The organism is Jejubacter calystegiae, assembly GCF_005671395.1.
Lineage (GTDB): Bacteria > Pseudomonadota > Gammaproteobacteria > Enterobacterales > Enterobacteriaceae > Jejubacter > Jejubacter calystegiae.
Window position 1 is genome coordinate 557,943 of record NZ_CP040428.1, and the last position, 12,417, is coordinate 570,359.

Annotated in this window: 13 protein-coding genes; 8 read left to right on the plus strand and 5 right to left on the minus strand. The window is 57.3% G+C overall.

All coding sequences use genetic code 11. The annotated features are described in order from the left end of the window. The first annotated feature begins 13 nt into the window (after positions 1–13). The 3 genes from FEM41_RS02535 to FEM41_RS02545 are packed head-to-tail and all read left to right on the plus strand — an operon-like array spanning position 14 to position 995. Complete coding sequence (locus tag FEM41_RS02535; RefSeq protein WP_138094140.1) at positions 14–313, plus strand: ElaB/YgaM/YqjD family protein; 300 nt, start codon at positions 14–16, stop codon at positions 311–313. A gap of 2 nt (positions 314–315) precedes the next feature. Further along, positions 316–711 (plus strand): phage holin family protein, encoded by a 396-nt coding sequence (locus FEM41_RS02540; protein ID WP_138094142.1) that lies wholly within the window; start codon positions 316–318, stop codon positions 709–711. Further along, positions 708–995 carry a YqjK-like family protein gene (locus FEM41_RS02545; protein ID WP_138094144.1) on the plus strand — a complete coding sequence of 96 codons (288 nt, stop codon included), beginning with the start codon at positions 708–710 and terminating at the stop codon, positions 993–995. The genes FEM41_RS02540 and FEM41_RS02545 overlap by 4 nt, the downstream gene beginning before the upstream one ends. A gap of 63 nt (positions 996–1,058) precedes the next feature. Here the strand turns inward: FEM41_RS02545 and lptG are convergent, their stop codons facing one another. Both lptG and lptF read right to left on the minus strand, forming a co-directional pair. After that, on the minus strand, positions 1,059–2,144 hold the full coding sequence (gene lptG, locus FEM41_RS02550) for an LPS export ABC transporter permease LptG (RefSeq protein ID WP_138099091.1): 1,086 nt from the start codon (positions 2,142–2,144) through the stop codon (positions 1,059–1,061). Then, a complete protein-coding gene (lptF, locus tag FEM41_RS02555; protein WP_138094146.1) occupies positions 2,144–3,244 on the minus strand; it encodes an LPS export ABC transporter permease LptF in 1,101 nt (366 codons plus the stop codon). The genes lptG and lptF overlap by 1 nt, the downstream gene beginning before the upstream one ends. A 276-nt stretch (positions 3,245–3,520) precedes the next feature. Between lptF and pepA the strand changes: the two genes are divergently transcribed. The 4 genes from pepA (at position 3,521) to FEM41_RS02575 (ending at position 9,076) form a co-directional block, all read left to right on the plus strand. Further along, the gene (gene pepA / locus FEM41_RS02560) at positions 3,521–5,032 is read left to right on the plus strand and encodes a leucyl aminopeptidase (RefSeq protein WP_138094148.1); all 1,512 of its coding nucleotides are present in this window, start codon (positions 3,521–3,523) and stop codon (positions 5,030–5,032) included. A 93-nt stretch (positions 5,033–5,125) separates the two neighbouring features. Further along, positions 5,126–5,584, plus strand: coding sequence for a DNA polymerase III subunit chi (locus FEM41_RS02565; protein ID WP_138094150.1), 459 nt, complete (start codon positions 5,126–5,128; stop codon positions 5,582–5,584). A gap of 5 nt (positions 5,585–5,589) precedes the next feature. Continuing rightward, on the plus strand, positions 5,590–8,445 hold the full coding sequence (locus FEM41_RS02570; protein WP_138094152.1) for a valine--tRNA ligase: 2,856 nt from the start codon (positions 5,590–5,592) through the stop codon (positions 8,443–8,445). Between the two features lie 127 nt (positions 8,446–8,572). Further along, positions 8,573–9,076 carry a GNAT family N-acetyltransferase gene (locus FEM41_RS02575; RefSeq protein ID WP_138094154.1) on the plus strand — a complete coding sequence of 168 codons (504 nt, stop codon included), beginning with the start codon at positions 8,573–8,575 and terminating at the stop codon, positions 9,074–9,076. Between the two features lie 100 nt (positions 9,077–9,176). Here FEM41_RS02575 and FEM41_RS02580 read toward each other — a convergent pair whose 3' ends face one another. From FEM41_RS02580 to rraB, 3 genes are read right to left on the minus strand one after another with little or no spacing between them, the layout of a single operon-like run. Further along, the gene (locus FEM41_RS02580) at positions 9,177–9,980 is read right to left on the minus strand and encodes a topoisomerase II (protein WP_138094156.1); all 804 of its coding nucleotides are present in this window, start codon (positions 9,978–9,980) and stop codon (positions 9,177–9,179) included. 24 nt (positions 9,981–10,004) lie between these two features. Beyond that, the gene (gene miaE, locus FEM41_RS02585; protein ID WP_138094158.1) at positions 10,005–10,763 is read right to left on the minus strand and encodes a tRNA isopentenyl-2-thiomethyl-A-37 hydroxylase MiaE; all 759 of its coding nucleotides are present in this window, start codon (positions 10,761–10,763) and stop codon (positions 10,005–10,007) included. 52 nt (positions 10,764–10,815) lie between these two features. After that, on the minus strand, positions 10,816–11,235 hold the full coding sequence (gene rraB / locus FEM41_RS02590) for a ribonuclease E inhibitor RraB (protein ID WP_138094160.1): 420 nt from the start codon (positions 11,233–11,235) through the stop codon (positions 10,816–10,818). 166 nt (positions 11,236–11,401) lie between these two features. On the opposite strand from rraB, the gene argF reads away from it, so the two are divergent. After that, positions 11,402–12,406 (plus strand): ornithine carbamoyltransferase, encoded by a 1,005-nt coding sequence (gene argF / locus FEM41_RS02595; RefSeq protein ID WP_138094162.1) that lies wholly within the window; start codon positions 11,402–11,404, stop codon positions 12,404–12,406. Positions 12,407–12,417 lie beyond the last annotated feature (11 nt).

Consider the following 12,417-nt stretch of genomic DNA (forward strand, 5'->3'; position numbering starts at 1 on the left):
GGAGAGAGTAGTAATGTCAAAAGATACTGAAAACTTGCGCGTTGAACTGCAGTCACTGGCCGATACTCTGGAAGAGGTGCTGAACGCCTCAGGCGAGAAAAGTAAGGCCGAGCTGGAAACCCTGCGCGAAAAAGCGCGCCGTGCGCTGCAGGACAGCCGCAGCCGCCTGCATGATACGGGCGATGCCATCGCCCGTCAAACCCGCGAAGCGGCCTCCCGCGCCGATAACTACGTGCACGATAACCCCTGGACCGGCATCGGTATTGGCGCCGCCGTGGGCGTCGTGTTGGGCGTTCTGCTGTCCCGCCGCTGATTATGGCCGATAACCGTCAACATCAGGGACCAGGGAGTAGCCTGGTCGGGATCGGACAGCGGGTTCTGACCCTGTTGATCCAGATGGTGGAGACGCGTCTGCGCCTGGCAGTCGTTGAACTGGAAGAGGAGAAGTCCCGCCTGTTCCAGCTTTTACTGCTGCTGGGCCTGACGATGCTGTTCGCCGCCTTCGGCCTGATGAGTCTGCTGGTACTCATTATCTGGGCCGTAGATCCGCAATACCGGCTGGCCGTGATGATCGCCACCACCGCCACGCTACTGCTTCTGGCTCTGATTGGCGCCATCTGGACTCTGCGTAAGGCGCGCTCAACCTCGCTGCTGCGCTACACCCGCCGCGAACTCAAAACCGACAGAGAATTACTGGAGGAGAAAGAATGAGTCGCGAGCGCGAACAGCGTAAGGCGCTGTTGCTTAGTCAGATTCAGCAACAGCGTCTGGATTTGAGCGCCTGTCAGCGCAACTGGCTGCAGGCGACTGAATCATTCGATCGCGGCTGGCTTACACTGCTCAACCTGCGTACCTGGGCCGTGGCCGGCGGCGGCCTGATGGCTATCTGGGGGCTACGCCGTCCCCGTATGTTGATGCGCTGGGGCAGGCGTGGGCTGGGGCTGTGGAGTTCCTGGCGATTAATTCGCAACACCCTGAAGCGCGTGCAGCGCTAATTCACAACCGCGTCCAGAGCCAAAAGAGAAACGTGCTCCGCCTTTGCAGACGGAGCACGTATTTTAACTGCGTTTCATTAGCATCCAGAGGCTAATAAGCAGGAAGGTTCCGCTGGGAATCAACGCCCCAAGTAACGGCGGAATATGGTAGACCAGACTCAGCGGACCGAAGATCTTATCCAGCACGTAGAACAGGAAGCCGAAGCTGATACCGGTGACCACGCGAACCCCCATCGGCACGCTACGCAGCGGCCCAAAGATGAAGGAGAGCGCCATCAGCATCATGACCGCCACTGAAACGGGCTGGAATATCTTACTCCACATATTGAGCTGATAGCGCCCGGCATCCTGACCGCTCGATTTCAGGTATTTCACGTAGTTATGCAGACCGCTAATGGAAAGCGCATCGGGATCCAGCGCCACAACGCCCAGTTTGTCCGGCGTCAGGTTAGTTTTCCAGGTACCGCTTACGGTCTGGGTTCCGGTAATCTGTTTTGGATTACTCAGAATTGATTCATCCACCTGGGACAGCTTCCACACCTTCTGTTGTGGATCGAAGGTGGCCGAGGCCGCGTGGCGCACGGACTGCAGGCGGCGCTGCTTGTTAAAGCTGTAAATGCTGATGCCGGTCAGCTCGTTATTGCCGCGCACCCGCTGGATATAGACGAAGTTATCGCCATCTTTGGCCCACATGCCCTCATCCTTGGTGGAGAGCAGCGAACCGCCATATACCATCTGGGCCCGGTAGTTACGCGCCATCTGCTCGCCCTGAGGCGCCACCCATTCGCCAATGGCCATGGTCAGCAACACCAGAGGAATCGCAGTTTTCATTACCGAAGCAGCCACCTGCATACGGGTAAAACCCGAGGCCTGCATCACCACCAGTTCGCTGCGCTGAGCCAGCATCCCCAGCCCCAGCAGCGCGCCAAGCAGTGCCGCCATCGGGAAGAAGATCTGAATATCCTTAGGCACGCTGAGCAGGGTATACATCCCGGCCCCCGAGGCGGTATAGGCCCCTTTACCGGCACGTTTAAGTTCATCGACGAACTTAATAATGCCCGAGAGCGACACCAGCATAAACAGCGTCATCATGATGGTGTTAAAGATGGTTTTACCGATATAACGGTCGAGTACGCCGAATCCGAGCATCATACGGCTCCTTTTGTGGCAAATCGGGCACGGAACTTACGCATCGCCACCGTATCCCACATGTTCAGAACCAGCGCCATACCCAGGTAGAGCAGGTTGACTACCCACATCCAGACCACCGGATCCAGCTTACCCTTGCCACCGTTGGATTTCAGCGAGGTCTGCAACAGGAAAAAGATCAGATACAGCAGCATCGCCGGCAACATCGACAGTACCCGGCCCTGACGCGGGTTCACCACGCTGAGCGGCACCACCATCAACGCCATTACCACCACTGCGAAGATCAGCGTGATACGCCAGTGCAGTTCGGCACGCGCCTTGTCTGTGTGGGTATTCCACAGCGTGCGCATATCCATCTGCTCGGTATCATCCGGATCCAGGGTGACGGTCTGGTGACCGATAATGGCCTGGTAATCCTGGAATTCGGTGATTCGGAAATCGCGCAACATAGCGGTTCCCTCAAAGCGAGTGCCTTTGTTCAGAGTCACCACCTGAGAGCCATCCTTACGCAGGACGAGATGGCCGGAATCCGCCACCACCACGGAAGGACGCGCGTTCCCTTTCGGCCGCAGCTGGGCCAGGAAAACGTCGTTAAAGTTGCTGCCATCCACGCTTTCGATAAACAACACCGCGTTACCGTCAGACGACGAACGGAACTGCCCCTGGGCCAGCGAGGCCAGACCGGGGTTGGATTTGACTTCCCCCAGCACTTCATCCTGATAACGCGCTGACCACGGGCTGGCCCACATCACATTGACGGCCGCCAGGATACCGGTAAACAGTGCCAGCAACATCGCCGCTTTGATCAGCACCATCCGGCTCAGGCCACAGGCGTGCATCACGGTAATTTCGCTCTCGGTGTACAGCTTACCGAAGGTCATCAACAGGCCAAGGAAAAGACTAAGCGGCAGAATCAGCTGCGCCATTTCAGGCACGCCGAGGCCGAGTAACGAAAGGACAAGATTGGTCGGGATCTCTCCGTCAACCGCGGCTCCCAAAATCCTGACGAGCTTCTGGCAGAAGAAGATCAGTAACAGGATGAACAGAATCGCCAGTTGGCTTTTGAGCGTCTCCCGGACAAGATATCTTATGATTATCACATTAAATACGCCTGTGAAAACGAGTCTTTTTGCAGGAAAATCGCTTGTTTCAACGCTTAAACGTCATTTATTCTCCCGGAACAGCGAAAACGTCGCTAAGATTACTATACTTAGCGTTTTCGCACGCGGGCAAAAAATGTGCTGTCGTGCCGAAACCGCATATCGCATTCGTTAAGATTAACACGAAGTCACCACAACAGCGGAATGAGTTATATAAACGGCGTGATTTTATACCGCATAACCCGCTGTTGTCTTTAAGATTCAGGAGCGTAGTGCATGGAGTTCAGTGTAAAGAGCGGTAGTCCAGAAAAACAGCGGAGCGCCTGCATCGTTGTGGGCGTATTCGAACCGCGCCGCCTGTCCCCGATTGCCGAACAACTCGATAAAATCAGCGACGGCTACATCAGCGCTTTGCTGCGCCGCGGCGAGCTGGAAGGGAAAGCGGGGCAAACCTTGCTGCTGCATCACGTTCCCAACGTTTTGTCGGAGCGTATTCTGCTGATTGGTTGCGGTAAAGAGCGTGAGCTCGACGAGCGCCAGTACAAGCAGGTGATACAAAAAACCATTAATACCCTTAACGATACCGGTTCGATGGAAGCGGTCTGCTTCCTGACCGAACTGCACGTGAAAGGGCGCAATACCTACTGGAAAGTCCGCCAGGCGGTGGAAACCGCAAAAGAGACGCTTTACAGCTTCGACCAGCTAAAAACCACCAAAAGCGAGCCGCGCCGCCCGCTGCGTAAAATGGTGTTTAACGTGCCGACCCGCCGCGAGCTAACCAGCGGCGAGCGCGCTATCCAGCACGGCCTGGCAATTTCGGCAGGTATCCGCGCCGCCAAGGATCTCGGCAATATGCCGCCGAATATCTGTAACGCCGCCTATCTGGCTTCCCAGGCGCGTCAGCTGGCGGACGCCTTCGCCAGCAGCGTGAATACCCGGGTAATTGGCGAACAGCAGATGAAAGAGCTGGGTATGAATGCCTACCTGGCGGTGGGCAACGGCTCCCAGAACGAATCGCTGATGTCGGTCATCGAGTACCGCGGCAGCACCGATCCCGAAGCGCATCCCATCGTACTGGTAGGTAAAGGACTGACCTTCGATTCCGGCGGTATCTCCATTAAGCCTTCCGCCGATATGGACGAAATGAAATATGACATGTGCGGCGCGGCGGCTGTCTACGGCGTGATGCGGATGGTGGCGGAGCTTCAGTTGCCGATCAATGTCACCGGCGTGCTGGCGGGCTGTGAAAATATGCCTGGTGGCCGCGCCTATCGCCCCGGCGATGTGCTGACCACCATGTCAGGCCAGACCGTAGAGGTGCTGAACACCGATGCCGAAGGGCGACTGGTGCTGTGCGACGTGCTGACCTACGTGGAACGCTTCGAGCCGGAAGTGGTGATCGATGTCGCAACGCTGACCGGCGCCTGCGTGATTGCGCTGGGTCATCATTTGACCGGTCTGATGGCGAACCATAATCCGCTGGCGCACGAACTGATCGGCGCTTCCGAGCAGGCAGGCGATCGCGCCTGGCGCCTGCCGCTGAGTGATGAATTCCAGGAACAGCTGGAGTCCAATTTTGCCGATATGGCCAACATCGGCGGTCGCCCAGGCGGCGCCATTACCGCAGGCTGCTTCCTGGCGCGCTTTACCCGCAAGTATAACTGGGCGCACCTGGATATCGCCGGTACCGCCTGGCGTTCCGGTAAAGCCAAAGGCGCCACTGGCCGTCCGGTGGCCATGCTCTCTCAGTTCCTGCTGAACCGCGCGGGCCTGAACGGCGATGAGTAACCATTAGGTCACTGGCGGCGCTCACAGCGCCGCCAGTCTGTGATAAAGTATCGCCCTTTCCCGTCTCCCGACGCAGTCAAAGAACCAAACGCCATGAAAAACGCAACGTTCTACCTTATGGATAACGACGCCGCAGCGGACGGCCTGAGCGCCCAGGAGCTGCTGGTATGCGAACTGGCGGCGGTTCGTTGGCGGGCGGGCAAACGCATTCTTATCGCCTGCGAAGATGAACAGCAGGCGATCCGGCTGGATGAAGCGCTGTGGCAGCGCGATCCCCACAGCTTTGTGCCCCATAACCTGGCGGGCGAAGGCCCCCGGGCCGGCGCGCCGGTGGAGCTGGCCTGGCCAGCGCGACGCGGCAGCCACTCGCGGGATCTGCTCATCAGCCTGCTGCCGCACTTTGCAGATTTTGCCACCGCTTTCCATGAAGTGATAGACTTCGTACCCTACGACGAATCCCTGAAACAGCTGGCGCGCGAACGCTACAAAGCCTATCGCGTGGCCGGTTTTCACCTGACCACGGCCACCTATACGGCGCCCGGAACGACATAGCAGAAATGGAAAAGACATATAACCCGCAAGATATCGAACAGCCGCTCTACGAGCACTGGGAACAGCAGGGCTACTTTAAGCCAAACGGCGATAAGAGCCAGGAAAGCTTCTGCATCATGATCCCGCCGCCGAACGTCACCGGCAGTTTGCATATGGGTCACGCCTTCCAGCAGACCATCATGGATACCATGATCCGCTACCAGCGCATGCAGGGGAAAAATACCCTCTGGCAGGCGGGCTCTGACCATGCCGGTATCGCCACCCAGATGGTGGTTGAGCGTAAGATCGCCGCTGAAGAAGGTAAGACGCGTCACGATTATGGCCGCGATGCCTTTATCGACAAGATCTGGCAGTGGAAGGCGGAATCTGGCGGCACCATCACCCGTCAGATGCGTCGTCTGGGCAACTCTGTGGACTGGGAGCGCGAGCGCTTCACCATGGACGAAGGGCTGTCCAACGCGGTGAAAGAGGTGTTCGTTCGCCTGTGGCAGGAAGATCTGATCTATCGCGGCAAGCGCCTGGTGAACTGGGATCCGAAACTGCGTACCGCTATCTCCGACCTGGAGGTGGAAAACCGCGAATCCAAAGGCTCGATGTGGCATATCCGCTACCCGCTGGCAGACGGCGTGAAAACCGCCGAAGGTAACGATTATCTGGTGGTCGCCACCACCCGTCCGGAAACCCTGCTGGGCGATACCGGCGTGGCGGTTAACCCGGAAGATCCGCGCTACAAAGATTTGATTGGCAAATATGTGATGCTGCCGCTGGTAAACCGCCGCATCCCCATCGTCGGCGACGAACATGCCGATATGGAAAAAGGCACCGGCTGCGTGAAGATCACCCCGGCCCACGACTTTAACGACTACGAAGTCGGTAAGCGCCACCAACTGCCGATGATCAACATCCTGACCCTGGATGGCGATATCCGTGCCAGTGCCCAGGTGTTTGATACCAACGGCACTGAATCCGACGCCTATTGCGCCGATATCCCGGCCGAATTTCAGAATCTGGAGCGCTTTGCCGCACGTAAAGCCGTGGTCGCCGCCATCGACGCCCTTGGCCTGCTGGAAGAGGTCAAACCCCACGACCTGACGGTGCCTTACGGCGACCGCGGCGGCGTGGTGATTGAGCCGATGCTCACCGACCAGTGGTACGTACGCGTAGCGCCGCTGGCTAAACCGGCTATCGAGGCTGTAGAAAACGGCGATATCCAGTTTGTGCCGAAGCAGTACGAAAACATGTACTTCTCCTGGATGCGCGATATTCAGGACTGGTGTATATCCCGTCAGCTATGGTGGGGCCACCGCATTCCGGCATGGTACGACGCCGAAGGCAATGTCTTTGTCGGCCGTAGCGAAGAAGAAGTCCGTCAGCAAAACAATATCCCGGCGGATGTGGCGCTGAGCCAGGACGAAGACGTGCTGGATACCTGGTTCTCTTCCGCCCTGTGGACTTTCTCTACCCTGGGCTGGCCGGAGCAGACCGATGCTCTGAAGACCTTCCACCCCACCAGCGTGATGGTCAGTGGCTTCGACATTATCTTCTTCTGGATTGCCCGCATGATCATGATGACCATGCACTTCATCAAAGATGAGGATGGCAAACCTCAGGTGCCGTTTAAGACCGTCTACATGACCGGGCTTATCCGCGACGAAGAGGGCCAGAAGATGTCCAAGTCTAAGGGTAACGTTATCGACCCGCTGGACATGGTGGACGGCATCTCTCTGGAAGCGTTGCTGGAGAAACGCACCGGTAATATGATGCAGCCGCAGCTGGCAGAGAAAATCCGCAAGCGCACCGAGAAGCAGTTCCCCAACGGTATCGAAACCCACGGTACCGACGCCCTGCGCTTTACCCTGGCGGCGCTGGCCTCTACCGGCCGCGACATCAACTGGGATATGAAGCGCCTGGAAGGCTACCGTAACTTCTGTAATAAGCTGTGGAACGCCAGCCGTTTCGTGCTGATGAACACCGAAGATCAGGATTGCGGCTTCAACGGCGGCGAAATGACGCTGTCGCTGGCGGATCGCTGGGTACTGGCTGAATTCAACCGCACCGTGAAAGCCTACCGCGAAGCGCTGGACAACTACCGCTTCGATATCGCGGCCGGCATCCTGTATGAGTTCACCTGGAACCAGTTCTGCGACTGGTATCTGGAGCTGACCAAGCCGGTGATGAACGGCGGCAGCGAAGCCGAGCTGCGCGGCACCCGCCATACCCTGGTAACGGTACTGGAAGCGCTGCTGCGTCTGGCGCATCCGATCATTCCGTTTATTACCGAAGCTATCTGGCAGCGTGTGAAGGTCCTCAAGGGCATCGATGCCGATACCATTATGCTGCAACCGTTCCCGGCATATGACGCGGCTCTGGAAGACGATATCGCCACCGCAGATACCGAATGGCTGAAGCAGGCCATCGTCGCCGTGCGTAATATCCGTGCCGAGATGAACATCGCGCCGGGTAAACCGCTGGAACTGCTGCTGCGTGGCGCCTCTGCTGACGTTCAGCGTCGGGTGAACGACAACCTGAACTTCCTGAAGAGCCTGGCGCGTCTGGAAAGCATTACGCTGCTGCCCGCCGACGATAAAGGTCCGGTTTCCGTTACCAAACTGGTGGATGGTGCCGAACTGCTGATTCCGATGGCGGGTCTGATCGACAAAGAAGCCGAGCTGGCACGTCTGGCGAAAGAAGTGGCGAAGGTCGAAGCGGAAATTGGCCGTATTGAAAGCAAACTGGCTAACGAAGGCTTTGTGGCTCGCGCGCCGGAAGCGGTGATCGCTAAAGAGCGTGACAAGCTCAAAGGCTACGCGGAAGCAAAAGCGAAGCTGATTGAGCAGCAGGCAACTATCGCCGCGCTGTAATTCCCTTCCCCTCACCCTGGCCCTCTCTTCCTGGAGAGGACCGGGGTGAGGACGCTTTCCCTCTTGCGTTCACGCCCGCCGGGTGCTATTTACTTTTCCTTACCTGTCATTTTCCGGACATCCCCCTATGAGCGTTGCCACACCGGTCAAATTGATGATGCGTCCGTTGCGCGCTGACGATAACGCGGTGATTGCCCGCGTGATTCGCACCGTCTCGGCGGAATTTGGCCTGACGGCGGATAAAGGCTACACCGTCTCCGATCCAAATCTGGATGAACTCTACGCCTTGTATCATCATCCCGGGCATGCGTTCTGGGTGGTTGAGCTGGCAGGCGAAATCGTAGGTGGAGGAGGCCTGGCGCCGCTGAGCGGCGGTGCGCCTGGCATTTGTGAGCTACAAAAAATGTATTTTTTGCCCCAGGGGCGAGGCAAGGGACTGGCGAAACAGCTGGCGTTAACGGCGCTCGCTTTCGCCCGGGATGCTGGTTTCACCCACTGTTATCTGGAAACCACCGCCTCCCTGACCCGGGCAATACGCCTGTATGAGCGCCTTGGCTTCCGCCATATCGATCGGGCGTTGGGCAACACCGGACACGTTGACTGCGAAGTGCGGATGCTGAAAACGCTGTAGCGACCACATCGATGAGACTATCCCCACGGCTTTGTCAGTCGCACGGAGAAAAGCATTTCACTAAGCGGAAAATGAAATCCGCGGACGAATTCCAGTAAATTCAGCGCGACGGCGTTGCTCCCATTGATAGCGTCAGACGAATAATAGCCGCAGCCTTCTCTGGCGGTAGCGCCAGTACCTGACGCCAGAGTGCCAGCACCATATCGCACACCAGCGTCTCTTTACCCTGAGCCTGCTGTGGCGCCGCCATCAGCGCAATATCCTGACCGTACAGTTGCTGCATGTGCTTAACGACCGGCTCCAGCGCAGCGCGTGCCTGTTCGCGCTCCTGTTCGCTAACCTTATGCCGCCCCGCTCCCCTGGCGGCCCGCATCATTCGGGCATCGACCTCGAAACGGTACTGCATTTGTTCAGGTGTCAGGTACTGCGTTACATCAATGCCACCTTTCACCCCCGGAAACTGATAGCGAAAGCAGGCGTCGCCGCTGACCTTCTGAATCTGCGCCGTTTGCTCAATACTGGCGCGCATCCACGCCACCACATTGTCGTCCGGCGCCTCCTGTAAACGCTGCGACATAAGCGTATTGAACTGCGGCTGTAGCAGATCGATAATTCGCTGCTGCGACTCTCCGGCCTGTTCCAGCTCCTGCGCCCGCCGGTTCAGTTGGCTGTAGAGCGCCGGCTCCTGCTCCCGAATCACTCTCCAGACCGGAATATCTTCCAGCGCCATCTGCGATCCGGCATCGGGTTTACCTGAACGAGCCGAAATCGTCAGCAGCGCGATAACAATACCCGCAAGCGCTATCGCCACCGCAATGCCCCGACGCTGCCGACGCCAGAACAGCGCAGCCAGGGCAACAACCAGCACCAGCCAGGCGATAAATACAGGGATCGTCCAGTTCATCCTTTTCTCCTCAGGATTCAGATATTACAGCGGAACACCGCTGTGAAAGCGAAACTCGTCGTCAGGATCCAGAATCAGTTGCGCTTCCAGCTCGCCAAAATCACGCACCCTGGCGTCGATATCCTGGGGCGCGATCAGACGAGCCAGCGCCAGATAATCCTGGTAATGGCGCGCTTCCGAGCGCAGCAGCGACAGGTAAAACTTACCCAAATCGTCATCCAGATACGGTGCCAGAGCGGCAAAACGCTCGCAGGAGCGCGCCTCGATATAGGCGCCGCAAATCAGCTTATCGACCAGGGTCGCCGGTTCCCAGGTGCGCAGTCCTTTCAGCAGACCGCGGGCATAGCGGCTGGCGCTGACTTTCACGTAGGGAATCTCGCGGGCGAGCATCACTTCACGCACCTGCCAGAAGTGGTGTAGCTCCTCTTTGATGAGTAACACCATGCTGTCGATAAGCGCGCGGCCCCAGGGATCGTCAGTGTGGGGCATCTCACTTTTACCAATACGCCGGTGCAGCGCTACAAAGTCCGGCTCCGGTCCGTCGCGAAAAGTGAAGGCTTCATAGGGTTCCAGCCAGGCGAGCAACGCTTCTGCGCCGCGCTTATCCGCTACGTATTTGCGGATCAGCAACATCGCGGTCTGGGCCGCTTTCAGCTCGCAAATCATATGGTCGGTGAGCAGTAACGGCAGGTTAGCCGGATCTCGCGCCCGATCGATCCAGGCCTGTGGCGTCCGGCACGGCAAGAAGTCGAGCACCGGCGCGATAAGTTGTGGGTCAACCATGGTGTCAGTCCTGATAACAGTGCGGCGGCACCGGGCCGCCGCAACCTCTTCCTTAATGGCGTACGCCGTCATCATCCTCATCAATATAGTCGCCGCCGTCGCCATCCGGCTCGCCGTTCGGATCTTCGAAATAGGTGCCCCAGCCGTCATACTCCACGCCGAACTTTTCAGCCAGCGTCATCAGTTGCTCCACCTGGGCATCGATAAGCTCGGCATTGAGCGCGCATTCGCTCAGCGCATCGCAGCAGATGACGGTATCGCCCTCTTCCACTTCCAGCTCTTCAGGATCGGTCACTTCATAGCCCAGTTTGAAGATCTCAACGGCCGCCTTTTCCAGAGTTTCAAAGTCATCCGCCGAGAGGTGATGCTCAATGGTGTACAGCGCATCCGGATCGCTGCCATCCTCAAGGAGTTCTTCAATAATCAGCCGCGTCTCTTCGCGCTGTTCTTCCAGTAGTTCCGGGTTTGCCATGGATCTGTCCTCAGTGTGTCGGCAGTTACTGTTATTTTCACACAGCCCTGTGATTGCCTCCACGCTTATGGGAAAAAAAGATTTACCCGGGGGTTGAAAATGCATATTCATACTTATAAATTGAATATTAATTCAATTGATGGCATGGTGCCATGCGAGGTGAAAGATGACCTTTTATAAGAAGAATTTCCTTAGATTACTTGATTTTAGTTCAACAGAAATCGATGAACTCGTCACTCTTGCCGCCCAACTAAAAGGTGCAAAAAAACAGGCAACCGAAATTCAGCATCTTAAAGGCAAAAATATCGCGCTCATCTTCGAAAAAGACTCGACCCGTACCCGATGCTCTTTCGAAGTTGCCGCATATGATCAGGGCGCCCGCGTAACCTATCTGGGCCCGAGCGGCAGCCAGATCGGCAATAAGGAGTCCATTAAAGATACCGCCCGGGTGCTGGGCCGTATGTACGATGGCATTCAGTATCGCGGCTACGGACAGGGCGTCGTTGAAACTCTTGCACAATATGCAGGCGTGCCAGTGTGGAACGGTCTGACCGACGAATTTCATCCCACCCAGTTGCTGGCAGATCTGCTTACCATGCAGGAGCACCTGCCGGAGAAGCGCTTTAACCAGATGTCGATGGCCTATCTGGGCGACGCCCGCAACAATATGGGTAACTCCATGATGGAAGCGGCGGCGTTAACGGGTCTGGATCTGCGCCTGGTGGCGCCCAAAGCCTGCTGGCCGGAGGAAAAACTGGTTCAGGAGTGCCAGGCGCTGGCAAGTCAGACCGGCGGCAGTATTACGCTGACGGAAGATATCGGCGCTGGCGTTAACGGCGTGGACTTTATCTATACCGATGTCTGGGTCTCTATGGGCGAGCCGAAAGAGAAGTGGGCGGAACGTATCGCGCTACTGAAACCGTACCAGGTAAACGGAGAAGTGCTGATGCTGTCCGGCAATCCGCAGGTCAAATTCCTGCACTGTCTGCCCGCATTCCACGACGATCAAACCGTGGTCGGCCAGCAGATGGCCCAGGAGTTCGGGCTGCACGGCGGTATGGAGGTGACCGATGAAGTGTTCGAATCCGAGCACAGCATCGTCTTCGATCAGGCGGAAAACCGTCTGCATACCATTAAGGCCGTAATGGTCGCCACGCTGTCACAGCAGTAGTGGCAGCCCCC